The 23,061-nt window shown below is 73.2% G+C and carries 27 protein-coding genes, 1 tRNA gene and 1 pseudogene; 19 read left to right on the top strand and 10 right to left on the bottom strand.

Translation table 11 applies throughout. The features are described from left to right. Positions 1-99: 99 nt before the first annotated feature. The 11 genes and pseudogenes from ACGGZK_RS04300 to ACGGZK_RS04350 all read left to right on the top strand — a co-directional run bounded on the left by ACGGZK_RS04300 (position 100) and on the right by ACGGZK_RS04350 (position 10,063). Complete coding sequence (locus ACGGZK_RS04300) at positions 100-1,317, top strand: thiolase family protein (protein ID WP_395245027.1); 1,218 nt, start codon at positions 100-102, stop codon at positions 1,315-1,317. Further along, positions 1,310-2,050, top strand: coding sequence for an enoyl-CoA hydratase/isomerase family protein (locus ACGGZK_RS04305; protein WP_395245028.1), 741 nt, complete (start codon positions 1,310-1,312; stop codon positions 2,048-2,050). Before ACGGZK_RS04300 ends, ACGGZK_RS04305 begins: the two co-directional genes overlap by 8 nt. Beyond that, positions 2,047-2,904, top strand: coding sequence for a 3-hydroxyacyl-CoA dehydrogenase family protein (locus ACGGZK_RS04310; RefSeq protein ID WP_395245029.1), 858 nt, complete (start codon positions 2,047-2,049; stop codon positions 2,902-2,904). Before ACGGZK_RS04305 ends, ACGGZK_RS04310 begins: the two co-directional genes overlap by 4 nt. After that, positions 2,901-5,024, top strand: coding sequence for a phenylacetic acid degradation bifunctional protein PaaZ (gene paaZ, locus ACGGZK_RS04315; protein ID WP_395245030.1), 2,124 nt, complete (start codon positions 2,901-2,903; stop codon positions 5,022-5,024). The genes ACGGZK_RS04310 and paaZ overlap by 4 nt, the downstream gene beginning before the upstream one ends. Beyond that, the gene (gene paaI / locus ACGGZK_RS04320; RefSeq protein WP_395245031.1) at positions 5,024-5,440 is read left to right on the top strand and encodes a hydroxyphenylacetyl-CoA thioesterase PaaI; all 417 of its coding nucleotides are present in this window, start codon (positions 5,024-5,026) and stop codon (positions 5,438-5,440) included. Before paaZ ends, paaI begins: the two co-directional genes overlap by 1 nt. Next, positions 5,437-6,399: pseudogene (paaA, locus tag ACGGZK_RS04325) on the top strand (1,2-phenylacetyl-CoA epoxidase subunit PaaA); the annotation flags it as partial. The gene paaI and the pseudogene paaA, both read left to right, overlap by 4 nt. 37 nt (positions 6,400-6,436) lie before the next feature. Further along, a complete protein-coding gene (paaB, locus tag ACGGZK_RS04330) occupies positions 6,437-6,742 on the top strand; it encodes a 1,2-phenylacetyl-CoA epoxidase subunit PaaB (protein ID WP_395246037.1) in 306 nt (101 codons plus the stop codon). Between the two features lie 5 nt (positions 6,743-6,747). Beyond that, a complete protein-coding gene (gene paaC, locus ACGGZK_RS04335) occupies positions 6,748-7,602 on the top strand; it encodes a 1,2-phenylacetyl-CoA epoxidase subunit PaaC (RefSeq protein ID WP_395246038.1) in 855 nt (284 codons plus the stop codon). Then, the gene (gene paaD / locus ACGGZK_RS04340) at positions 7,599-8,108 is read left to right on the top strand and encodes a 1,2-phenylacetyl-CoA epoxidase subunit PaaD (RefSeq protein WP_395245032.1); all 510 of its coding nucleotides are present in this window, start codon (positions 7,599-7,601) and stop codon (positions 8,106-8,108) included. Before paaC ends, paaD begins: the two co-directional genes overlap by 4 nt. Further along, positions 8,108-9,271: a 1,2-phenylacetyl-CoA epoxidase subunit PaaE gene (gene paaE / locus ACGGZK_RS04345; protein WP_395245033.1), complete on the top strand. Its 1,164-nt coding sequence runs from the start codon at positions 8,108-8,110 to the stop codon at positions 9,269-9,271. The genes paaD and paaE overlap by 1 nt, the downstream gene beginning before the upstream one ends. Positions 9,272-9,280: 9 nt before the next feature. Beyond that, positions 9,281-10,063, top strand: coding sequence for an enoyl-CoA hydratase/isomerase family protein (locus ACGGZK_RS04350; protein ID WP_395245034.1), 783 nt, complete (start codon positions 9,281-9,283; stop codon positions 10,061-10,063). A 117-nt stretch (positions 10,064-10,180) separates the two neighbouring features. Here ACGGZK_RS04350 and ACGGZK_RS04355 read toward each other — a convergent pair whose 3' ends face one another. Both ACGGZK_RS04355 and pdhA read right to left on the bottom strand, forming a co-directional pair. After that, positions 10,181-11,230: an alpha-ketoacid dehydrogenase subunit beta gene (locus ACGGZK_RS04355; RefSeq protein ID WP_395245035.1), complete on the bottom strand. Its 1,050-nt coding sequence runs from the start codon at positions 11,228-11,230 to the stop codon at positions 10,181-10,183. Next, the gene (pdhA, locus tag ACGGZK_RS04360) at positions 11,227-12,399 is read right to left on the bottom strand and encodes a pyruvate dehydrogenase (acetyl-transferring) E1 component subunit alpha (RefSeq protein WP_395245036.1); all 1,173 of its coding nucleotides are present in this window, start codon (positions 12,397-12,399) and stop codon (positions 11,227-11,229) included. The genes ACGGZK_RS04355 and pdhA overlap by 4 nt, the downstream gene beginning before the upstream one ends. 164 nt (positions 12,400-12,563) lie before the next feature. Between pdhA and ACGGZK_RS04365 the strand changes: the two genes are divergently transcribed. After that, the gene (locus ACGGZK_RS04365) at positions 12,564-13,016 is read left to right on the top strand and encodes an Lrp/AsnC family transcriptional regulator (RefSeq protein ID WP_395245037.1); all 453 of its coding nucleotides are present in this window, start codon (positions 12,564-12,566) and stop codon (positions 13,014-13,016) included. Positions 13,017-13,053: 37 nt separating this feature from the next. Here ACGGZK_RS04365 and ACGGZK_RS04370 read toward each other — a convergent pair whose 3' ends face one another. The 3 genes from ACGGZK_RS04370 to ACGGZK_RS04380 are packed head-to-tail and all read right to left on the bottom strand — an operon-like array spanning position 13,054 to position 14,829. Beyond that, positions 13,054-13,365 carry a hypothetical protein gene (locus ACGGZK_RS04370; protein ID WP_395245038.1) on the bottom strand — a complete coding sequence of 104 codons (312 nt, stop codon included), beginning with the start codon at positions 13,363-13,365 and terminating at the stop codon, positions 13,054-13,056. A gap of 9 nt (positions 13,366-13,374) precedes the next feature. Further along, a complete protein-coding gene (locus ACGGZK_RS04375) occupies positions 13,375-13,770 on the bottom strand; it encodes a RidA family protein (RefSeq protein ID WP_395245039.1) in 396 nt (131 codons plus the stop codon). A 39-nt stretch (positions 13,771-13,809) separates the two neighbouring features. Next, positions 13,810-14,829, bottom strand: coding sequence for a helix-turn-helix transcriptional regulator (locus ACGGZK_RS04380; RefSeq protein WP_395245040.1), 1,020 nt, complete (start codon positions 14,827-14,829; stop codon positions 13,810-13,812). A gap of 92 nt (positions 14,830-14,921) precedes the next feature. On the opposite strand from ACGGZK_RS04380, the gene ACGGZK_RS04385 reads away from it, so the two are divergent. Further along, positions 14,922-15,389, top strand: a complete 468-nt coding sequence (locus ACGGZK_RS04385; protein ID WP_395245041.1) for a VOC family protein — start codon at positions 14,922-14,924, stop codon at positions 15,387-15,389. Between the two features lie 174 nt (positions 15,390-15,563). On the opposite strand, the gene ACGGZK_RS04390 is transcribed toward ACGGZK_RS04385, so the two are convergent. From ACGGZK_RS04390 to ACGGZK_RS04400, 3 genes are all read right to left on the bottom strand, one after another. Next, positions 15,564-15,770, bottom strand: a complete 207-nt coding sequence (locus ACGGZK_RS04390; protein WP_395245042.1) for a cold-shock protein — start codon at positions 15,768-15,770, stop codon at positions 15,564-15,566. 127 nt (positions 15,771-15,897) lie between these two features. Continuing rightward, the gene (locus ACGGZK_RS04395; protein ID WP_395246121.1) at positions 15,898-16,020 is read right to left on the bottom strand and encodes a hypothetical protein; all 123 of its coding nucleotides are present in this window, start codon (positions 16,018-16,020) and stop codon (positions 15,898-15,900) included. 287 nt (positions 16,021-16,307) lie between these two features. Next, positions 16,308-16,378, bottom strand: a tRNA-Gly gene (locus ACGGZK_RS04400). An 80-nt stretch (positions 16,379-16,458) separates the two neighbouring features. Here ACGGZK_RS04400 and ACGGZK_RS04405 point away from each other — a divergent pair. Continuing rightward, positions 16,459-17,346: a hypothetical protein gene (locus ACGGZK_RS04405; RefSeq protein WP_395245043.1), complete on the top strand. Its 888-nt coding sequence runs from the start codon at positions 16,459-16,461 to the stop codon at positions 17,344-17,346. Positions 17,347-17,405: 59 nt separating this feature from the next. Beyond that, positions 17,406-18,011 (top strand): dCTP deaminase, encoded by a 606-nt coding sequence (gene dcd / locus ACGGZK_RS04410; protein WP_395245044.1) that lies wholly within the window; start codon positions 17,406-17,408, stop codon positions 18,009-18,011. Between the two features lie 54 nt (positions 18,012-18,065). Here the strand turns inward: dcd and ACGGZK_RS04415 are convergent, their stop codons facing one another. Beyond that, on the bottom strand, positions 18,066-19,046 hold the full coding sequence (locus tag ACGGZK_RS04415) for a helix-turn-helix domain-containing protein (RefSeq protein ID WP_395245045.1): 981 nt from the start codon (positions 19,044-19,046) through the stop codon (positions 18,066-18,068). Positions 19,047-19,224: 178 nt separating this feature from the next. Between ACGGZK_RS04415 and ACGGZK_RS04420 the strand changes: the two genes are divergently transcribed. From ACGGZK_RS04420 to ACGGZK_RS04430, 3 genes are all read left to right on the top strand, one after another. Beyond that, on the top strand, positions 19,225-19,482 hold the full coding sequence (locus ACGGZK_RS04420) for a hypothetical protein (RefSeq protein ID WP_395245046.1): 258 nt from the start codon (positions 19,225-19,227) through the stop codon (positions 19,480-19,482). 8 nt (positions 19,483-19,490) lie between these two features. Continuing rightward, positions 19,491-20,864, top strand: a complete 1,374-nt coding sequence (locus tag ACGGZK_RS04425) for a serine hydrolase domain-containing protein (RefSeq protein ID WP_395245047.1) — start codon at positions 19,491-19,493, stop codon at positions 20,862-20,864. Between the two features lie 130 nt (positions 20,865-20,994). Beyond that, entirely contained in the window at positions 20,995-21,351 is a 357-nt protein-coding gene (locus ACGGZK_RS04430; protein ID WP_395245048.1) for a hypothetical protein, read from the top strand. Positions 21,352-21,370: 19 nt separating this feature from the next. Here the strand turns inward: ACGGZK_RS04430 and ACGGZK_RS04435 are convergent, their stop codons facing one another. Beyond that, entirely contained in the window at positions 21,371-22,306 is a 936-nt protein-coding gene (locus ACGGZK_RS04435; RefSeq protein ID WP_395245049.1) for an alpha/beta fold hydrolase, read from the bottom strand. A gap of 74 nt (positions 22,307-22,380) precedes the next feature. Between ACGGZK_RS04435 and ACGGZK_RS04440 the strand changes: the two genes are divergently transcribed. Further along, entirely contained in the window at positions 22,381-23,055 is a 675-nt protein-coding gene (locus ACGGZK_RS04440) for a TetR/AcrR family transcriptional regulator (protein WP_395245050.1), read from the top strand. Positions 23,056-23,061: the final 6 nt, after the last annotated feature.

Genomic DNA, 23,061 nt, shown 5'->3' on the forward strand with positions numbered 1-23,061 from the left:
GCTCGAAGTTTGCCATACTATTTACTGACCGAACGTTTGGTTGGTAAATACGGCACGGAGCGATACGAACGCCGAGACGACGTGGTCAGGAGCGGATGCATGGGCGAAGCCTTCCTCGTGGGAGGAGTGCGCACGCCGGTCGGGCGGTACGGCGGTGCGCTCGCCGCGGTGCGGCCCGACGACCTGGCGGCGCTCGTCGTCGCCGAGGTGCTCCGCCGCGCCCGGGCCGACGGCGCCGACCTCGACGGCGGCGACGTCGACGAGGTGATCCTCGGTGCCGCCAACCAGGCCGGCGAGGACAACCGCAACGTCGCCCGCATGGCGACCCTGCTGGCGGGCCTGCCCGACCACGTGCCCGCGGTCACCGTCAATCGCCTGTGCGCGTCGGGCATGTCGGCCATCGCCATGGCCGCGCAGGCGATCCGCGCCGGCGACGCCGACGTGATCATCGCCGGCGGGGTCGAGTCGATGACCCGCGCACCGTGGGTGCAGGCCAAGCCCGACCGGCCGTGGGCGAAGCCCGGGGCTTCCTTCGACACCTCGATCGGCTGGCGCTTCACCAACCCGCGCTTCACCGAACGGCCGAGGGCCACCTTCTCGATGCCGGAGACCGCCGAGGAGGTGGCGCGCGTCGACGGCGTGACCCGCGAGGACGCCGACCGGTTCGCGCTGCGGAGCCACCAGCGCGCGGCGGCCGCGATCGACGCGGGCCGGTTCGCGGCGGAGATCGTCGGCGTGCCGACCGGAAGCGGGCCCGCGGCCCGGCTCGTCGACGTCGACGAGGGCCCCCGCCGCGACACCGACCTCGAGGCGCTCGCGCGCCTGCGGCCGGTCGTCGCCGGCGGCTCGGTGGTCACCGCCGGCAACGCGAGCACGCTGAACGACGGGGCATCCGCCGTCATCGTGGCCAGCGCGGCCGCGCTCGAACGATACGGGCTGACTCCGCGGGCGCGCGTGGTCGCGTCCGCGTCGGCCGGCGTCGCGCCCGAGGTCATGGGGCTCGGGCCGGTGCCCGCGACCGAACAGGTCCTCGCTCGCGCCGGGCTCACCGTCGGCGACCTCGGCGCGGTCGAGCTCAACGAGGCGTTCGCCACCCAGGCCCTCGCCTGCATCCGCCGGCTCGGCCTCGACCCCGAGACCGTGAACGCCGACGGCGGCGCGATCGCCCTGGGGCATCCGCTGGGGTCGAGCGGCTGCCGCATCACCGTCACCCTCCTCGGCCGCCTGGAGCGCGAGCAGGCGCGGTACGGCCTCGCGACCATGTGCGTCGGCGTCGGCCAGGGCACGGCCCTGCTCCTGGAGCGGGTCGATGGCTGACGTCCTGCTCATCGAGCGCAGCGCCGACCGCGTCGTCGCCACGCTGAACCGCCCGGAGGCGCGCAACGCCATCGACCAGGCGATGGTCGACGCCCTGCACCTGCTGTGCGCCGAGCTCGAGGCCATCCCGCGGGTGCTCATCCTCGCCGGCGCGGGAGGGATGTTCGCGTCGGGCGCCGACATCGCCCAGCTCCGCGAGCGCCGCGCCGCCGACGCCCTCCGGGGTATCAACACGACGGCCTTCGCCCGCGTGCGCGCCCTGCCGATGCCCGTGATCGCCGCGATCGACGGGGTCGCGCTCGGCGGCGGCGCCGAGCTCGCGTACGCCGCCGACCTGCGCCTCGGCACCCCGACGACCCGGATCGGCAACCCCGAGACCGGCCTCGGCATCATCGCCGCCGCCGGCGCGACCTGGCGGCTGCCGCAGCTCGTCGGCGAGGCGCGCGCCGCCGAGCTGCTGCTCACGGGCCGGATCCTCGACGCGGATGAAGCGCTCGACTGGGGCCTGCTCAACGCCGTGCACCAGCCGGCCGACCTGCTGCCCGCCGCGCACGCGCTCGCCGACCGCATCGCCGCGAACGACGCCCTCGCGACCCGGTACGCGAAGCGCGCGCTGCTGGCACAGGCGGCGGAGCATCCGCGCATCGACCTCGAACTCCAGGCGGAGCTGTTCGACCGGCCCGAGAAGCACGAGCGGATGACCGCCTTCCTCGAACGGCGGCGGCGGTCATGAGCGGCGTGCCCGCCCGGGTGGGCGTGCTCGGCGGCGGTCGCATGGGCGCCGGCATCGCGCACGCGTTCCTGCTCGCGGGCGCCGACGTCGTCGTGGTCGAACGCGACGACGCGGCGGCCGCCGCGGCCCACGAGCGGATCGTCGCGATGCTCGAGCGGAGCGCCGAGCGGGATGCCTCGCTTCCGCCGGTGACCGGGGTCTTGGCGCGACTCGCGACGGGCGTCGACGTGGCCGCCTTCGCCGACCGCGACCTCGTCGTCGAGGCCGTCCCGGAGGACCGCGACCTCAAGGTCGACGCGCTGCGTCGCGTCGAGGCGGTCGTCGACGCCGCCGGCGTGCTGGCCACCAACACCTCGTCGATCTCGATCGACGACCTCGCCGCGCACCTCGACCGCCCGCACCGCTTCCTCGGCCTGCACTTCTTCAACCCGGTCCCGTCGTCGGGTCTCGTCGAGGTCGTGCTCGGCCGCGCGACCGACGCCGGGCTCGAGGCATCCGCCCGCGCCTGGGTGACCGCGCTCGGCAAGGAGCCGGTCGCCGTGCGGGATGCCCCGGGCTTCGCGTCGAGCCGGCTGGGGGTCGCGCTCGCGCTGGAGGCGATCCGCATGCTCGAGGAGGGCGTCGCGAGCGCCGACGACATCGACGCGGCCATGCGGCTCGGGTACCGGCATCCGGTCGGGCCCCTCCGCACCACCGACCTCGTCGGCCTCGACGTGCGCCTCGGCATCGCCCGGGAGCTGCACGCGAAGCTCGGCGACCGCTTCGCCCCGCCCGCGCTGCTCAGCCGGCTGGTCGACGAAGGACATCTCGGCCGGAAGACCGGCCGCGGCTTCTACGAATGGAGCGAGACATGACGAGCACCCTCCCGAGCTACGTGCAGGGCGCGTGGTGGACGCCCGAGGGCGACGACGACGCGGTCGAGATCCGGGATGCCTCGACCGGCGAGGTGGTCACGCTGGCGAGCACCGCCGGCATCGACCTCGCGGGTGCCGTGGCGTTCGCCCGCCTGGCCGGCCAGCGCAGCCTCGGCGAGCTCACGTTCCACCAGCGCGCGCTGCTGCTTAAGCAGTTCGCGCTCGTGCTCACCGAGCACAAGGAGGAGCTGTACGAGCTGTCGAAGGCGGCCGGGTCGACCGTGCGCGACTCGCTGAGCGACGTCGACGGCGGCATCGGGGTGCTGTTCACCTACGCCTCGAAGGGGCGCCGCGAACTGCCGAACGCGCAGGCCTACCTCGACGGTCCGGTCGAGTCGCTCGCGAAGGACGGCAGCTTCCTCGGGCGGCACCTCTACACGCGGCGGAGCGGCGTGGCCGTGCAGGTGAACGCCTTCAACTTCCCGATGTGGGGTGCGCTCGAGAAGTTCGCGCCGGCGTTCCTCGCCGGGGTGCCGTCGATCGTGAAGCCCGCCACGCAGACCGCGTTCATCGCGGAGGCGTGGGTGCGGATCCTGGTCGACTCCGGCCTGCTGCCCGACGGGTCGCTGCAGCTCGTCAGCGGCAGCGCGCCCGGCCTGCTCGACGCCCTGGGGCTCGGCGACGTGGTCGCGTTCACCGGCAGCGCGTCGACCGCCGACCTGCTGCGCGCACACCCGCGCGTGCAGGACGGCACGGTCGTGCTCTCGGCCGAGACCGACTCGCTGAACGCCTCGGTGCTCGGCCCCGACGTCGAACCGGGGACACCGGAGTTCGACGCCTACGTGAAGCAGCTCTTCGTCGAGCTGACCGCGAAGGCCGGCCAGAAGTGCACCGCGATCCGACGCGCGATCGTGCCCGTCGAGGCCGAAGGCGCGGTCGTGGACGCGCTCCGCGCCCTCATCGACGCCCGACTCGTGATCGGCGACCCGCACGCCGAGTCGGTCACGATGGGGCCGCTCGTCTCGACGGCGCAGCGCGACGAGGTCCTCCGCCAGGTCGCCGCCCTCCGGGCGGCCGGCGGCACCATCCTGCTCGGCTCGGCCGATGCACCCGAGGTCGTCCACGCGGACGGCAGCACCGGGCCCGCTCGCGACGGGGCGTTCGTGGAGCCGATCCTCCTGGGCTTCACGGACACCGGCACCGTCGCGGTCCACGAGATCGAAGCCTTCGGCCCCGTCGCGAGCGTGCTCACCTACTCGACCGTCGAGGAGGCCGCAGACCTGGTCATCCGGGGTGGGGGCTCGCTGGTCACGAGCGCGGTCACGAACGACCCGGCCGTCGCCGTCGAGCTGCTCACGCGGATCGCGTCGGCGAACGGCCGCGTGCTCTTCCTCAGCCGCGACAACCTGCGCACCTCGACCGGGCACGGGGCGCCCGTGCCGCACCTCGTGCACGGCGGACCCGGCCGCGCCGGCGGCACCGAGGAGCTCGGAGGCATCCGCGCCGTGCTCCATTACATGCAGCGCACCGCGATCCAGGGCTCGCCCGAGATGCTGACCGCGCTCACCGGCACCTGGCACTCGGGGGCGCCGAGCGGCGAGCCCGGTCGCCACCCGTTCCGGAAGTCGCTCGACGAACTGCGGATCGGCGACCAGGTCGCCTCCGAGCTGCGGGCGGTCACGCTGGAGGACATCGAGACGTTCGCCCACTTCACGGGCGACACGTTCTACGCCCACATGGACGAGGAGGCCGCAGCGGCGAACCCGTTCTTCCCGGGCCGGGTCGCGCACGGCTACCTGCTCGTCTCGTGGGCGGCCGGCCTGTTCGTCGACCCCGCGCCGGGGCCCGTGCTCGCCAACTACGGGCTCGAGAACCTCCGGTTCCTGACCCCCGTGTCGCCGGATGACTCGATCCGCGTCATCCTCACCGCGAAGCAGATCACCCCGCGCGAGACCGACGAGTACGGCGAGGTGCGCTGGGACGCGGTGATCCGCAACCAGCGCGACGAGGTCGTCGCGACGTACGACGTGCTGACCCTCGTCGCGAAGCACTGGGACGAGGCGGCGGGAGCCGGCGCGGGCGAGGCCGCCGGCGCGCCCGTCGGGGCGGAGGTGGCGTGATGGGCGGGAAGCACGTGCGGCCGATGATCGCCAACGACCGGGCCTCGAACGCGCTCGGCATGCGCGTCGAGCGCGACGAGCCCGGCCTGGCGGTGGTCGGCATGGCGATCCGCGACGACATGCTGAACGGGTTCGGCATCGTGCACGGCGGTTTCATCTTCGCGCTCGCCGACACGGCGTTCGCGATCGCCTGCAACGAACTCGACAGCGACCGCGTCACCGTCGCCGCGGGCGCCGACATCGCCTTCCTCAAGCAGGTGCTGCCCGGGGACACCCTCACCGCGACCGCGCGACGCGTCGCCGGCAACGGCCGGACCGGCCTCTACGACGTCACCCTGACCGACCAGGCCGGCGACGTCGTCGCCGAGTTCCGCGGGCGGTCGCGCACCACCGATCAGACGAGGAGCTGGTCATGACGAACCATCCCGACCCCACCCCGACCCGCCCGGACGCGGCCGAACCGCAGCAGCAGGCGTTCGACGACCTCATCGCCGCCGAATCCCGCATCGAGCCGCGCGACTGGATGCCCGAGGCGTACCGGAAGACGCTGATCCGGCAGATCAGCCAGCACGCGCACTCCGAGATCATCGGGATGCAGCCCGAGGGCAACTGGATCAGCCGGGCGCCGAGCCTGAAGCGCAAGGCGATCCTGATGGCCAAGGTGCAGGACGAGGCCGGCCACGGGCTCTACCTGTACTCGGCCGCGCAGACGCTCGGCATCACCCGCGACGAGATGACCCGGCAGCTCATCGACGGCCGGGCGAGGTACTCGTCGATCTTCAACTACCCGACGCCGACCTGGGCCGACATGGGCGCGATCGGCTGGCTCGTCGACGGCGCCGCGATCTGCAACCAGGTGCCGCTCTGCCGCGCGTCGTACGGTCCGTACGGCCGCGCGATGGTGCGCATCTGCAAGGAGGAGTCGTTCCACCAGCGGCAGGGCTTCGAGATCCTGCTCACCCTCATGCAGGGCACCGAGGCGCAGCGCGCCATGGCCCAGGATGCCGTCGACCGCTGGTACTGGCCGAGCCTGATGATGTTCGGTCCGCCCGACGATGCGTCGCCGAACTCGGCGCAGTCGATGGCGTGGAAGATCAAGCGGTTCTCGAACGACGACCTCCGCCAGCGGTTCATCGGCATGCTCGTGCCGCAGGCCGAGGCGCTCGGCGTGCGGCTGCCCGACCCCGAGCTGCGGTGGGACGACGAGGCCCAGCGCTGGCACACCAGCCCGATCGACTGGGACGAGTTCGCCGAGGTGCTGGCCGGCCGCGGGCCGATGAACGCCGTCCGCATCCGCAACCGGCGGGCCGCCCACGACGACGGCGCATGGGTGCGCGAGGCGGCGGCCGAGTACGCGCGCAAGCAGGCCGAGCGCGCGGAGCAAGCCGACCGGGCCGGGGGAGGGCCGCCTGATGAGCACGCCGGGAACCGTCGAGCACGAGCCGTGGCCGCTGTGGGAGGTGTTCGTCCGCGCCGACCGCGGGCTCTCCCACGTGCACGCCGGGTCGCTGCACGCCCCCGACGCCGAGTTCGCGCTGCGGAACGCCCGCGACCTCTACACCCGCCGCGGCGAGGGCACGAGCGTGTGGGTCGTCCCGGCCGACGCGATCACCACGAGCGACCCCGACTCGAAGGGCGCCTTCTTCGAGTCGCCCGCGGGCAAGAACTACCGGCACGCGCGGTACTACACCGCCTCCGAGGGGGTGCCGCACCTGTGACCGGCATCCGTTCGTCGAGGAGCGCCGCCGGAGGCGACGCGTCTCGAGACGCGCACGGCGACGTCACGGTCGACCAGGTCGAGCTCTCCGCGGAGCTCGCCGGGGCCGAGCAGCGCGCCGCGACCGCCGACGTCGCCGAGTACGCGCTGTGGCTCGGCGACGACGCGCTCATCCTCGCGCAGCAGCTCGGCGGATGGATCGCCCGGGCGCCCGAGCTCGAGGAGGACGTCGCCCTCGCGAACATCGCGCTCGACCTGCTCGGCCACGCCCGCTCGCTGCTGCGCTACGCGGGCAGCTACGACGGACGCAGCGAGGACGACCTCGCCTACTTGCGCGACGAGCCGGAGTTCCGCTGCGCCTGGCTGTTCGAGCAGCCGAACGGCGACTTCGCCCAGACCATCGCACGGCAGCTCGTCGCGGCGACCTACCTGCTCGAGCTCTACCGGGGGCTCAGCGCCTCGACCGACCCCGCGCTCGCCGCGATCGCGGCGAAGGCGGTGAAGGAGGTCGACTACCACCGCGACCACGCGATCCAGTGGACGCTGCGCCTCGCGGGCGGTACGGATGCCTCGCGCGAGCGGATGCTCCGTGCCGTCGACGACGTCTGGCCCTACGTCGGCGAGCTGTTCCGCGACGAGCCGCTCATCGATCGGCTCGGCGACGCCGCCGTGCGCCCGTCGACCCTGCGCCCCGCGTTCGACGAGGTGATCGCGGCGGTCTTCGGCGAGGCGGGCATCGAGGTTCCGGATGTCCCGCCCGCCGCAGGCGGGGGTCGCCACGGCCGGCACTTCTCGACGCTGGGCTTCCTCCTCGCGGAGATGCAGGTCCTCGCGAGGCAGCACCCGGGGGCGACGTGGTGACCGCGGCGCGGGGCATCCGCTCGCTGCCCGACCTGGCCGAGGCGCGCCGGGTCGCGGCCGCCGTGTGCGATCCCGAGGTGCCGGTGCTGACCATCGAGGACCTCGGCGTGCTCCGCGACGTGCGCGTCGACGGCGACCGCGTCGCCGTCACGATCACGCCGACGTACTCGGGATGCCCCGCGATGGACGCGATCCGCGACGACCTGGTGCTCGCGCTCACGGCGGCCGGGTTCGCGGACGTGCGCGTCGACGTGACGCTCGCTCCGGCGTGGACGACCGACTGGATGACCGAGGCGGGCAAGCGGAAGCTGGTCGACTTCGGGATCGCGCCGCCGACGGGGCGGGCCGCCGTGTCGGGGCTGGTGCGCGTGCAGCTCGGCGTGCGCTGCCCGCGCTGCGGGTCGCTCGACACCCGCGAGGTGTCGCGGTTCGGGTCGACGTCGTGCAAGGCGCTCTACGAGTGCCGTGCCTGCCTCGAGCCCTTCGACCACTTCAAGGTGCACTGATGGCCGCGGATCAGGCCACCCGCACCGCCGAGGCCCTCCTCCACAACGCCGTCGGCGGCCCGCGCGGCGGGGCGCGCAAGCGCGCCCGGTTCCACTCGCTCGCCGTCGCCGACGTGCGGCCGCTCACCGAGGAGGCGATCGAGGTGACGTTCGCCGTGCCCGCGGCCCTCGTCGAGGAGTACGACTACCTGCCCGGCCAGTTCGTCGCGCTGCGGGCGCGGATCGACGGCGACCAGCTGCGCCGCTCCTACTCGCTGTGCCGTCCGCCGACGCCGGGCGCGATCAGCATCGCCATCAAGCGCGATCGCGGCGGCCGGTTCTCGACGTGGGCGCACGAGCACCTGCGGCCGGGCGACGAGCTCGACGTGATGAGCCCGCAGGGCACCTTCACCTCGAGCCTCGCCGACCTCGACGGCGCCACCGTCGCCGGCATCGCCGCGGGCTCCGGCATCACGCCCATGATGGCGCTCGCCACGGCGGTGCTCGAACGGTCGGAGACTTCGCGGTTCGAGCTCGTCTACGCCAACCGCTCCACCCCCGACGTGATGTTCCTCGAGGACCTCGGCGACCTGAAGGACCGCTACCCGACGCGCTTCGCACTCCACCACGTGCTGTCGCGCGAGCAGCGCGCCTCGCCGCTGCTGTCGGGTCGCATCGACGAGGAACGGCTCCGGGTCATCCTCGAGCGCCTCGTCATCCCGGCCTCGATCGACGAGTGGTTCCTCTGCGGCCCGATCGAGCTCGTGAACCTGTGCCGGACGGCGCTCGAGGTCGCCGGCGTCGAGCCCCGGCACATCCGGTACGAGCTCTTCAGCACCGACGACGACGCCGACCGCCGCCGCGGACCCCGCCCGCCGGTCGACGCGGCCGACGACGGCCCGAGGACGGTCATCGAGTTCACGCTCGACGGGCAGTCGGCCACCGTCGAGAGCCCGCACGCGGCCCGCGAGTCGATCCTCGACGCGGCGCTGCGCGTGCGCCCCGACACCCCGTTCGCCTGCGCCGGCGGAGTCTGCGGCACCTGCCGGGCGCGCCTGCTCGAGGGATCGGTGAACATGACCGAGAACTACGCGCTCGAGCCCGACGAACTCGAGCGCGGCTACATCCTCACCTGCCAGTCGCACCCGTCGACCGACCGCGTGCGCATCGACTACGACGTCTAGGAGGATCCGATGATCGATCTCGACATCAGCGACGGGCTCGCCCAGGTCGTGCTGAACGCGCCGTCACGGCTCAACGCGGTGAACGACGGCGACCTGCGCGACCTCGGCGCCGCGTACGACGAGGCGGAGCGGGCCGGGGTGCGCGCGCTGGTGCTGCGCGGCGAGGGCCGGGCGTTCTGCGCGGGCCGCGACATCTCGGGCGTCGACCCGCGCGACGACGACGTGATCGGCTACCTCGGCGGGAAGGTCACCCCGCTGCTGAAGCGCATGGCCGCCTTCCCCGCACCCACGTTCGCCGCGGCGCAGGGCGCCTCGCTCGGCGTCGGGCTCGGGCTGCTCATCGCGACCGACGTCGTCTACGTCGCCGAGGACGCGAAGATCGGGTCGCCGTTCGCCGCGCTCGGCGCCACCCTCGACTCGGGCGGCCACTGGCTCTTCCTCGAGCGGCTCGGCGCGCACAAGGCGCTCGACCTCATCTACACGGGCCGGCTCATGACCGGCGCCGAGGCGGTCGAGTCGGGGCTGTTCTCCCGGGCGCTGCCCGCCGACGAGCTCGTGTCGACGACCGTCGAGGTCGCACGGAAGGCCGCCGTCGGGGCGACCGAGGCGTTCCTCGCCAGCAAGCGACTCATCCAGCGACTCCGCGACGAGCGCCTCGCGCTCTGGGAGTCGGTCGACCTGGAGAACGCCGCGCAGGCCGCGCTCTGCGACACCGACGACTACCGCGAGGGGTTCGCAGCGTTCCAGGAGAAGCGGAAGCCGTCGTTCACGGGCGGGCGCCCGGCGGCCTGAGCGGGCCGGCGCGGCCCGGCGCATCCGCTCGCGCGCCACTTCTCGGGGTCGTGCGCCTCATGGGTCGGCGCGGTTGCCCGGGAAATGGCGCAGAAGCGAGCGCTGCCCGCGGCCGGCTCAGCCCCAGTCGAGCGTGTCGACGGCGTCGAGCACCCGGTCGAGGTCGGGCAGGTAGTGGTGCTCGAGCTTCGGCGGGGCGTACGGGATGTCGAACCCGGTGACGCGCCGGACCGGGGCTTCGAGGAACTCGAAGCAGTGCTCGCCGATGCGGGCCGCCAGCTCCGCCGCGACGCTCGCGTACCCCGGCGCCTCGGCCAGCACCACCGCGCGCCCGGTCGAGCGCACCGCCGCGAAGATCGTCTCGTCGTCGCAGGGGCTGAGCGTGCGGACATCCACGACCTGGATGCTCCGGCCCTCCCCCTCGGCGACCGCCGCGGCGGCCAGCGCCACCCCGACCATGGCGCCGTAGGTGACGAGCGTGACATCCGTGCCCGGCCGCGCGACCGCCGCCCGGCCGATCTCGGCGGTGACCGAGGGGTCGACCTGCCCCTTCGACCAGTAGAGCTTCTTCGGCTCGAGGAAGATCACGGGGTCGGGGAACTCGATCGCCGCGCGCAGCAGGCTGTACGCGTCCTGCGGCGTCGCGGGCGCGACCACCGTGAGGCCGGGGGTGTGCGCGTAGTACGCCTCCGACGAGTCGCAGTGGTGCTCGACGCCGCCGATGCCGCCGCCGAACGGCACGCGGATCACCATCGGCAGCCGGATCGCCCCGCGCGTGCGGTTGCCCATCTTCGCGACGTGGCTGACGATCTGCTCGAACGCGGGATACGCGAACGCGTCGAACTGCATCTCGACGACCGGGCGCAGCCCGTTCATCGCCATGCCGACCGCCGTGCCGACGATGCCCGACTCGGCCAGCGGGGTGTCGAAGCAGCGCTGCTCGCCGAAGCGGCGGGTGAGGCCGTCGGTCACGCGGAACACGCCGCCGAGGCGGCCGACGTCCTCGCCGAAGACGAGCACGCTCGGGTCGGACTGGAGGGCGTCGGCGAGGGCGAGGTCGACGGCGGCGGCCATCGTGAGGGTCTGCGGGGCCTGCGGGGTCTGCGCAGCCTGCGGGGTCTGCGCACCGCTCGTCGCCTGCTGCCCGCTCGTCTCGAGCATGGTCATCGCGCCTCCTCCTCGCCGGCCCGGGCGAGCTCGCCCTGGAGCCCTGCCCATTCCGCGTCCAGTTGCGGGGTCCGCTCCGCGTAGACGAAGCGGAACAGGTCCTCGGGGTCGACCGTCACCTCGCGGTTCATCGCCTCGCGCAACTCGGTCGCGACGGCGTCGGCCTCGCGGGCGAACAGCTCCTCGAGCCGGTCGTCGAGGGCTCCCGACCCGGTGAGGTAGGTGCGCATCCGGGCCAGCGGATCGCGCTCGACCCAGGCGGCGACATCGTCCCGCTCGCGGTACCGGGTGTCGTCGTCGGCGTTGGTGTGCGCCTCCATCCGGTACGTGTGGGCCTCGACGAGGGTCGCGCCCCCGCCCGCGCGGGCGTGCGCGATGGCCTGGTCGAGCACGGCCAGCACGGCGGCGACGTCGTTCCCGTCGACGCGGATGCCCCGGATCCCGTAGCCCACCCCCTTCGCGGCGAGCGACGAGGCGGCCGTCTGCCGGGAGAGCGGCACCGAGATCGCGAACTCGTTGTTCTGCACGAAGAAGACGACCGGCGCATGGAAGACGGCCGCGAAGTTCACCGCCTCGTGGAAGTCGCCCTCGCTCGTCGCGCCGTCGCCGCACAGCGCGAGCACGACCGTCGGCTCGCCGCGCAGCCGCGCCGCCTGCGCCACGCCGACCGCGTGCAGCAGCTGGGTCGCGAGCGGGGTCGCCTGCGGGGCGACGTGCCGTTCGCGCGGGTCGTAGCCCGAGTGCCAGTCGCCGCGGAGGAGGGTCAGCGTCTCCTCTGGGTCGACGCCGCGCGTGATGATCGCCACCGAGTCGCGGTACGTCGGGAACAGCCAGTCGCCGTCGGCGAGGGCGAGCGCGGCGGCGACCTGGCAGGCCTCCTGCCCGCGCGACGACGGGTAGACCGCGAGCCGGCCCTGCCGCACCAGCACGGTGCACTGCTCGTTGATCCGCCGGCCGACGACGAGCGCCCGGTAGGCCTCGAGCAGGCGGTCGCCGTCGGGCGCGTCGTACTCGTCGTCCGGCACCGTACGACCGCTCGGGTCGATCAGCTGCACCGGCACCTCGCGGGGCAGCAGGCCTCGGTCGCGGTCGCGCCTGGCGTCGTGGTCGCGCCTGGCGTCGTGGTCGCGCAACGGGTCGTGGTCGAGCAACGGGTCGTGGTCGCGCATGGGGGAGCTCTCCTTCGAGCCGGACGTCCTGCTTCCAAGCATCCGTCCGCCGCGACGATCGGGCACGAACCCTTGACGGATCGAAGACGATTCGCCAGATTTCTCCCAATACGGGTCGAGGATGTCTCGGCCGGATGACCCGATCGCGGGAGGATGACCCACCAATGCTGGACGACATCGACCGGACCATCCTCGAGGCGCTGCGGGCGGATGCCCGGGCCTCGGTCAACGCGATCGCGAACCGGCTCAGCATCTCGCGTGCGAACGCCTACGCCCGCATCCGCAAGCTGTCCGACAGCGGGGTGCTGCTCGGCTACACGATCCGCACCGACGCGGTGCTCGAGGGGTACCACTCGTCGGCGTACGTCGCGCTCTCGGTCGAGCAGGCCGAGTGGCAGGCGATCCGCGAAGGGCTCATCGCCCTGCCCGAGGTCGAGCACGTCGCCCTCGTCGGCGGCGAGTTCGACGTGCTCGCCCTGGTGCGCGCCCGCGACAACCGCGACCTGCGGCGCATCGTGCTGCAGCAGCTCCAGTCGATGCCGGGCGTGCGGAGCACGCGCACCTACCTCGTGTTCGAGGACTTCGACGCGCACCACGGGGGCGGGCGGGACGCGTGACGGCGCGGCCGCGCGGCATCCGGGATGCCTCGCGCGGTCAGGTGCGGGAGCGCGGGGTCCAGTCCGGGTGGGCGAACACCACGAGCGGCGTGCGTCGTGGCCGCAGTTCGAGGATGCGCAGGACCGGGCCTCGAAGGAACGGCCAGGGGTACGTGCCGGGCCGATCATCCCGGTTGTGGATCACGGTGGGCACTTCGCCGTCGAGGAAGACGAAGCCCTCGAGCACGGTGCCGTCGATCGAGGTCGGGGTGCCGACGATGATCCTGAGCCGCGCATGCGAGCCGAGATACGGCTCGATGGCGGCCCGCGCTTCGAGCTGCCAGTCGTCGGGCCAGCGGATCGCGGTCATGTCCGCGGTTCAGCCCTGCGCCGTCGAGGCGACGAGCTCGATCTCGACGCGCGCGTCGAGGGGCAGGCCGGCCACCGCGACCGTCGTGCGCGCCGGGAACGGTGCCGCGAAGGTCTGGCCGTAGACCGCGTTCATGCCCTCGAAGTCGGCCATCGAGGTCAGGTACACGTTCACCTTGACGACGTCGGCGAAGCCGAGGCCCGCCGCGCCGAGCACCGCCTCGAGGTTGGCGAAGGCCTGCCGCGTCTGCGCGGTGACGTCGCCGTCGACGAGCCGCCCGCTGGCCGGGTCGATCGGGGTCTGGCCCGACAGGTACAGCAGCCCGGCGCCCGGCGCGGTCGCGGCGTGCGAGTACGGGCCGATCGCGGCGGGAGCGGACGGGGCATCGACGGTCGTGCGGGTCATAGGCCCATGTTCGCAGGCGGTGCGGCGTGATGGGATGGCTCACCCGTCCGCTTCGCGAGGCGAGCGGATGACCCGGGCCGCGCGCCCGGCCAACTCGCCGAACGCCGCCCGGAGTCCTGCCGGCTCGACGTCGTCGAGGTCGGCCTCGAAGCGGGCGAAGGCGGCGGCGAGGGCGCCCCACGACCAGGCGCCGAGCGTGACGCGCGTGCGGTCGGGCGCGAGCGCCTCGGCGGTGCCGTCGTCGACGAACGGCGCGACGGCCTGGATCGGCGCGTGCAACGTCGCGGTTCCCCAGCACGGCCAGGTGTCGTCGCCGCCGTCCGATCCCTTGAAGCGGGCGGCGAGGTAGCGGGCCGGGTCGTCGCCGGGGACGGGCCGCGGGGTGAAGGCCCGCCCGGTGTGCGTGCGCGGCGTGATCCGGTCGACCCGGTAGGTCCGCCAGTCGTCGCGGTCGGCGGAGAAGCCGAGCAGGTACCAACGGCCGCCGCGCAGGAGGAGGTGGTGCGGCTCGACGTGGCGCACGGTGGTGCCGTCGTCATCGGGTGCGCCGCCGCGCGCCGGGGCGGCGTAGTCGAACCGCAGCTCGCGACGCGTGCGGATCGCCTCCCCGATGGCGACGAGGACCGTCGGGTCGGCCTGCGGCTCGCCGCTCCGGCGCGCGGCCGCTGCGGCGACCGCGAGCGGCTCGATACGGCAGGCGAGACGGTCGGGGAGCAGGCTCCGCAGCGTCGCGAGCGCCCGCTGGGCGTCGTCCTCGATGCCCGCGCCGAGCGAAGCGGCCGTCCGCAGCGCGAGCGCGATCGCCACCGCCTGGTCGTCGTCGAACAGCAGTGGCGGCAGGCGCGTTCCGGCACCGAGCCGGTACCCGCCGTCGGGGCCACGCGTCGCGTCGATGGCGTAGTCGAGTTCGCGGAGCCGCTCGACATCGCGCCGGATGGTGCGTTCGCTCACCTCGAGCCGCTCGGCCAACACGTGCGCCGGCCAGTCGCGGCGCGACTGCAGGAGCGAGAGCAACGCGAGCAGCCGTCTCGAGGTCGACGGCGAGGACGAGATCGGCATGGATGCATCGTCGCATCGAATTCGGACGTTCCCTGTCCTGAATATCCGGAAGTGTGTGACTCGACCACACCTCGCACCGATCGGAGCAGCCCATGTCCGCCACCCCCGTCGCCCACCTCAACTTCCACGGCGCCGCACGCAGCGCGCTCGAGTTCTACGCGAACGCCTTCGGCGGCCACGCCGTCATCCGCACCTACGCCGACTTCGGGATGCCCGCCGACCAGCCGGGGGCGCAGCACGTCGTCTACGGGCAGGCCTTCGGCGCCGACGGGTTCACCGTGATGGCGTACGACGTACCGGGCTCGAGTGACGCGTCCGCGCCCGCCCTGCCCGGCTCGACCCGGCGCGAGCACGGCACGACCATCACCGACCAGTCCTTCTTCCTCGCCCTCGGCGGGGCATCCCTCGACGAGGTCACCGCCTACTGGGAGGCCCTCATCGATGGCGCGACCGTCGTCGAGCCGCTCGCCGCATCGGCGTGGTCGCCCGGCTTCGGCATGCTCACCGACCGGTTCGGCGTGACCTGGTCGATCAGCGTCGTCGACCCGCAGGAGGCGTGACTCCGGCGGCGCGGCGGAGCGCGGCATCATGCGCCCGAATGGCAGGCCGATCCGCGACCTCCGCCGCGTCGTGCGTCACCGACTCCCGTCGATGGCGGGTGCGTGCGCTCGACGCGCACGTCCCCGGTGTTCGACGGCGTCGATGCGCACCACGGCGGAGGGGCGGGAGCCTGATCAGACGAGGACGCGGATGTTCTCGGCCTGGAGGCCCTTGGGGCCGCGTGCGGTGTCGTACTCGACCTTCTGGTTCTCGTCGAGCGAGCGGAATCCACCCGTCGCGATCGCGCTGAAGTGCGCGAAGACGTCGGCGCTGCCGTCGTCAGGGGAGATGAAGCCGAAGCCCTTGTCGGAGTTGAACCACTTGACGGTTCCGGTTGCCATGTTTCTGTTCCTTCTGTAGAGCCGAGCCGCCGACGGCGACTGCGACGTGCACGACGCAGGTCGTGCGCTGCTCCGTCGGCGATGTCCGCCGACGGAAGTCGTGGGGTGCGCCGCGGCGCACCAGGGGTCAGGCCCGGCGGAACCGGTTGACCATGGGGCAGTCGAACGGGTCGCGCGCGGCGAGTCCGACGCGGTTCAGGTAGCGGATGACGATGCCGTCGAGCTGGACGCCGAGGTATGCGAACGCCATGCCGACCGGCAGGACCATCGCGTGCGGTTCAGACGTCCCGACGCTCGAACCACCCGGGACGGTGCGGTGCAGCTGCGGGTGACGTCCGCTGATCCGGTTCGGGGCTTCGTCGCCCGGACCGCACCGAAGGATTCGGTGGAAGGTGATGTGAATACGTCCCAGCTGGTTGTGGACTTCCCAGCCTGAATTCACGGGCGAACGCCCACTGCAGATGGGTGAAGCCTACGGTGCCCGCATGGGAGGGGACTGTGAGGAAGGCGTGGTCGGGGTGAAGCACCCCTGATCGGAGCCGATGACGGGAATCGAACCCGCGCTGTCTGCTTGGGAAGCAGAAGTTCTACCATTGAACTACATCGGCGTGAGCCGCTGACGCGGCGTCCGGATCATCCTAGCAACGCGCGGAGCGATCCCCGCATCGGGCAGGCTGGGGCGATGCGGATGCCTCGAAGGTTCACGACGGCGGCGGGCGCCGGCGCGCTCGCCGTCCTGCTCGTCGCGGGAGCCGCCGGCTGTGCCGCGATCTCCGGCGAAGCTGCCGGAGTGCAGCGACTCGAGGCGGAGCTCCGCGCCCAAGCGGCCGACGTCGCTCGCGAGATCGCCGGGATCGCCGACGAGACGGGCCTGAACGACCCGGCCGACGCGATCCAGGAGTATGCGCGCCGGGCGGAGCCGCTGCTCCCGTCCACCGGATACGCGCCGGCGTCCGACGGGTGGTTCGACGTCGACTCCGACGCCACGGCCTCAGCCCTGGTACTCGTCGCGATCGAGGCATCCGACGCCGTGACCTGGCAGGAGCCCGTCGGTGCGCTCGTGCTCGCGAGCCGGCTGAGCGTGGTCGTCGACGGCGGCCTGCGGGAGCGCGACCTCTGCCTCCGCGTCGAGCTCGACCGGTGGGGCCCGACCGCCGACTTCGACGACGACCACGCGATCGCCCCCGTCGTCGACTGCCCGGAGTCGCTGGGCTCCGTCACGCCGGAGCCCGACGTCCGCCCGATCGTCGTCGTCCCCGCGAACGCCGAGGCGGTCGCGACCGAGGTGCTCGCGGCGGCGGGCGACGAGACGGACGCCGAGCTCGCGACGGCGATCACCGCCCGCCTCGACGCCCCATCCGGTGAGCGCGAGGTCGCCGCCGAGGTGCAGGTCGCCCGCGACGGTGAGCGGATCGGGTTCGCGATGGGCACGCCCGACGACTGCCTGCTCCTTCGCGCCGAGGGCGGCGTGGTCGAGCGGCTGCACGTCTCGCGCATCCAGCTCGAGCCGGGCGAGCTCGGATGCGTCGCGAGCACCGCGCTGGCGTCGGACGAGGCGCTGCGGCCGCCGCACTGAGCGACGGTCTCCACACATCGCGGGAGGATGCCCCGACTCGCGGTGGCTAGGCTGGCCGGGTGCTGCTCTCCGACCGCGACATCCGTTCCGAGCTCGAGCGAGGACGCATCGGGCTCGAGCCGTCCGATCCCTCGATGCTGCAGCCGAGCAGCATCGACGTGCGCCTCGACCGGTACTTCCGGCTGTTCGACAACCACAAGTACCCCTTCATCGACCCGGCGGTCGACCAGCCCGAGCTGACCCACCTCATCGAGGTGAAGCCCGACGAGCCGTTCATCCTGCACCCGGGCGAGTTCGTGCTCGCGTCGACGTTCGAGGCGGTCACCCTGCCCGACGACGTCGCCGCGCGACTCGAGGGCAAAAGCTCGCTCGGCCGCCTCGGCCTGCTCACCCACTCGACGGCCGGCTTCATCGACCCCGGCTTCACGGGCCACGTGACCCTGGAGCTCAGCAACGTCGCGACGCTGCCGATCAAGCTGTGGCCGGGCATGAAGATCGGCCAGATGTGCTTCTTCCGGCTTTCGTCGCCGTCGGAGAAGCCGTACGGCTCGGCCGACTACTCGAGCCGCTACCAGGGCCAGCGCGGGCCGACGGCGTCGCGCTCGTTCCAGAACTTCCACCGCACCGACGTCGGCGTCACCGACGCGGGCGCCGCCGGTCGCTGACGCGGGCGCCGCCGGGCTCGGGATAGGCCGACGGCCGCGACGCGCCCGCTGCGGCTACGACCCCGACGCCGGCGTGCCGGAGGCCCGGTCGCCTCGCAGTGCGTCGCGTTGCGCGGCCGTGAGTCGATCGCGGCGCGCGCCCACCCCGTAGCGGCCGTCGACCGCGTGGACGGCGAGCGGGTCGGCGAGCTCGGGCCGGCCGGCGAGCAGGGCGAGCGCGGCGCCGGCGCGGGCCTCGGGCCAGCCGAGCGCGGTCGCGAGTTCGGAAGGGCCGAGCGGATGCCCCGCCTCCACGAGTGCGGCGAGCATCGTCATCGCGTCGTGGGCGACGGGGTCGGCGAGGTCGCTGCCGCGGAGCTGTTCGCCGAGCCCGCCGAAGAACTCGCCCATCAGCCCGAGCCTGGCTCCGGCGGGGGAGTCGGCGCCGAAGATCGCGATGCCCCGGGTGGCGGCGCCCGCCACGTCGTCGTGGGCGGAGGAATCGGTGCGGAGCGCCCGCAGCCAGACGTCGTCGTCGATGACGTACCGCTCGCGGCGGCTGCCGGCGTCGGCCTCCCGCCGCAGCAGGTCGAGTCCGTCGAGGTACCCGACGGCCTTCGAGACGGCGGCGGGGCTGACCCGCAGGCCGTGCACGAGCTCGGCCGCCGTGAGGCTGCCGGCGGGCGACGTGAGGAGCGCGGTGAACACGCGCGAGGCCATGCGGGGCATGCCCGTGGCCGCGAGCAGCGCCGCGAACTCCTCGACGAACGCCTGTGCGGCGGACGGCGCAGCGGCAGCGGCAGCGGCGGCGGAAACGGACGTGGCAGCGGAGGCGGTGGACGCGTCGCCCGGCCCGCTCGGGGCGGGGGCCCGATGCCGGGCCGCTGCATCGGCCGACTCGGCCGAGTACCGCCGGTGCCCGTGCCGGGCCACCTCGCGGCTGATCGTCGACGTGGGCCGCCCGAGCCGACGGCCGATCTCGGCGTAGCCGAGTCCTTCGGCGAGGCCCGACGCGATCGTTCGTCGCTCCTCCAGGCTGAGTCGGCCCCCGGCCATCCCTCCTCCTCCTCCTCCTCCTCCTCCTCGGAGCGTTCATCGACAGCAACGCAACGGTGGGTTGCGTTCAGGCACAGTACCACGCAACGATCCGCGCGAATATAAGCCTTCGGCGTTGCCGCTGATGGAAAGGCTACGTAGCGTTTCCGTCATTGGAAACGATTGTTCGGAGCACGACATGCACATCATGGCCATCTCGACCGTCCTCGACGACGCCCGGTTCTGGGGTGCGCTGAAGCGCGCCCACGGCGGACTCCCGAAGGGAGCGAAGTGGGTGCTCGCCGTCGCGAGCACCGACGGCACGCGGGCGGTCAACGTGATCGTCCACGACTCGCTCGACGCCGTCCGCGAGCTGTTCGACGGATACGCCGGCTCGTCGGCCACGACCGAGTACGTCGAAGCCGACGCCGCCAACGCGGTCGGCCTCGGGCGCTGAGGCGAGCCGTGGCATCCGACCGCGCGCGCGAGCGCATCGGCGCGATCCTCGCGGCGCACGGCACCCCGGGGGCGGTGGTCGGCGTGCTCCACCGCGGCGAGATCGCCGAACTCGCCTTCGGCGTGAAGGACGTCGCCACCGGCGCACCCGTCACGGCCGGCACCGTCTTCCAGTGCGGATCGCTCAGCAAGACGTGGACGGCGACGGCGTTCCTCCAGCTCGTCGACGAGGGAGCGGTCGACCTCGACGAGCCGGTGCGCACGATCCTCCCCGACTTCCGCGTCGCCGACCCCGAGGCGACCGCGCGCGTCACCCCGCGCCACCTGCTCACCCACACGAGCGGCATCGAGGAGGCGTTCGGCGACGCGGGCGAGGGCGAGGACGTGCTCGAACGGATGCTCCGGCAGGCGTCCGACGCGCCGCAGGTCAGCCCGGTCGGCGAGGTCCACGGCTACAGCGCCGCCCTCGGCTACGCGACGCTCGCCCGCATCATGGAGGTCGTCGACGGCGAACCGTGGGACGCGATCATGACGCGCCGGCTCTTCGAGCGCATGGGCCTCACGAGCACGCACACCTGGCGCGACGACGTCGACCCGGCTCGGCTCGCCACCGGGCACCTGATCCGCTCGCTCGAGGAGGGGCCCATCCCCACGCCGGTGCCGTGGCTGCCCCGGGCCTACGGCCCCGGCGGCAACGTCACCTCGATCGCCCGCGAGGTGCTCGCCCTGGCGCAGGTGATCCTCGACGGGGGTGTCGCGCCGAACGGCGCGCGCATCCTCTCCGAGGCGGCGGTGCGCGAGATGACGACCTCGCGGGTGCCGATCCCCGACCCCTTCATGTTCGGCCCGGAGTGGGCGCTCGGCCTGGTCGTCTGCGACTGGGGCGGGCGCACGGTGTTCGCGCACGACGGCAGCACCATCGGGCAGAACGCCCGCCTGCGCATCCTCCCCGACGACGACCTCGCGCTGGCGCTGCTGACCTGCGGGGGACAGCGCGACTCGCTGTACCGGGAGGTCTTCGACGTGCTGCTCGCCGAGCTCGGCCTGGACGGCATCCCGCCGCTGCCGAGCCCGGATCCGGCGCTCGTGCTCGACCCGGCCCGGTACGTCGGGGTGTACACGCGGCCGGGCACGGCGTTCGAGGTCACCGCCGACGGCCGGGGCCTGCAGCTCACGGTCGACCTCGACCCGATGCAGGCCGCCTTCATGGGCCTGCCCGACCGCATCACGTACGACCTGCTGCCGATCGACGGAACGCACTTCGTGATGCCGCCCGTCGGTCCGCTCGAGGACCCGCAGACGGTCGCGATCCTCGAGTCCGCGGACGGCTCGGCCCGGTACCTGCACACGAACTGCCGGCTGCATCCCCGGGTATCGCGATAGGGCTGCGGCGCAGCACCGCGGGCGCGGTCGGGGCCGCGCGCCGGTGCGCCGCCTTCCCGCCGCCGGAGCCGCGCGCTAGCCTGCCGACAGGCGGGCGGCGAGGGGGTCGCCCCGAGGTGAGGAGGCCGACATGGCCGGACCACGACCCGGAGGCGTGACGCTGGTCGCGGTGATCGCCTGGATCTCGGGCGCACTGCAGATCATCGGCGGCTTCTTCCAGCTCTTCCCCGGCGGCGACAACTTCGGGGCGGGCGTGTGGGCGATCATCATCGGCATCATCACGATCGTCGTGAGCCTCGGCCTGTTCCGCGGCTCGAACACCTCGCGGATCATCGTGACGATCGTGTTCGCGATCAACCTGGTGTCGTCGATCTTCCTGATGATCGCGGCGCCGATCTCGTTCTGGTCGGCCCTGTTCTCGGGGCTGCTGGCGCTCATCGGCATCCTGCTGCTCTACACGCGGCCGGCGAACCGCTTCTTCAGCTGAGCCCCGCCACCCCGGCCGCTCAGTCCTGCGCGACCGAGTCCCCCGCGGGCGCCGGCACGGGCTCCTCGACCGTACGCCGCGCGAGCACCGTCGCGTCGACGCCCGCGAGCCCGCGCGCCACGAACGCGTTCACCGCGTCGAGCGTCGGGTCGGCACCGAGCACCGCGTTGTGGCCGGCGCCGCTCGTGAGCACGAGCCGGGAGCGAGCGCCGTGCGCGGCGTGCAGGCGCACCGATTCGCCGACCGGCACCTCGCGGTCGTCGCGGTCGTGCACGGCGAGCAGCGGAACGCCGGCGGGCAGCGGGTCGGCGATCGCGTCGAAGCGACCCCAGGGGTCGGGATGCCCCGGCATGATGCGGCCGGCGAACCACTCGGCGAGGGCCTCGGTCGTCTCGGGCCGCAGCCCGCTCAGCGCGCCGAACCCGTCGACCAGATACCGGGCGTGGCCCATGCCGGCGATCGAGACGACCCCGTCGGTCGCGACGCCCTCGCGCACGGCGGTGAGTGCGGCGAGCGAGCCGAAGGAGTGGCCGATGATCGACCGGAACCGACCGTGCCGCTGCTGCAGCGCCTCGATGGCGGCGAGCCAGTCGCGGATGTCGGTGCGCCGGCCGGGCGAGTCGCCGCTTGCGGGGGCGTCGAAGGCGACGAGCCGGTAGCCCTCGCTGCGGAGCTCCCGCACGATCGTGGCGAACTGCGAGCCGCGGCCGCGCCAGCCGTGCACGAGCAGGACGGTGTCGGCGCCGCGGCCCCACTCGTAGGCGCGGATCTCCCGCCCGCGCACCCGCAGCACCGAGCGGCGGGCCGTGTCGTGGATCGCGCGATCGCCCGGGCGTACTCGGGCGGGTGGCTGGGTGGACTGGAACACCGGTTCGGCGAGTCGCGCGGCGAGCCCCGGGGAGACCCGCTCGGCGGCGCGGAGCGCCGCGAACACGGTGGTGGCGAGCTGTGGCATCGGGGGCCTCCGTCGGCAAGGTGTACGAACGATCGTACGTAGACTATACGAACGTTCGTACGTACACTAGGGGGATGCAGGAAGCCAGCGTCATCGTCGACGGCCGGCGGGCCCGAGGGGATGCCTCGCGCCGGGCGATCCTGTCGCACGCGGTCGACCTCGCCTCGATCGAGGGCCTTGACCAGCTCTCGATCGCGAGCATCGCGACCGCCGCCGACGTGAGCAAGTCGAGCGTGGCCACCCTGTTCGGCAACAAGGAGCGCCTCCAGCTGGCCGCGGTCGAGGCCGCCGCCGAACGCTTCCTCGCGACCGTCATCGAGCCCGCCAGGGTGCAGCCCCGGGGCATCCGTCGCCTCGCCGCGCTGCTCGACCTCGTCGTCGCCTACTCGGAGCACCGGGTCTTCCCCGGCGGCTGCTTCTTCTCCGCCGCCGCGGCCGACTACCACGCGAAGCGCGGACCGGTGCGCGATGCGCTCGCCGCCCAGCTCGAGAGCTGGACCGACTACCTCGCGATCGTCGCCCGCTTCGCGATGGAGCAGGGCGAACTGCCCGGGCTCGACGATCCCGACCAGCTCGCGTTCGAGCTGCAGGGCCTCTTCGAGTGGATGAACCTGCTGGCCACCATCCGCGACACCGACGAGCCCTACGTCCGGGCTCGTCGCGCCTACCGCGACCGGCTCCTCGCGCTCGGCGCCGACCCGGCCGTCGCCGAGTCCGTCCTCACCCCCGGCGCCGCGCTCGCCCTCTGAACGGGC

Origin of the sequence: Agromyces sp. MMS24-K17 (assembly GCF_043950245.1) — a bacterium.
GTDB lineage: Bacteria > Actinomycetota > Actinomycetes > Actinomycetales > Microbacteriaceae > Agromyces.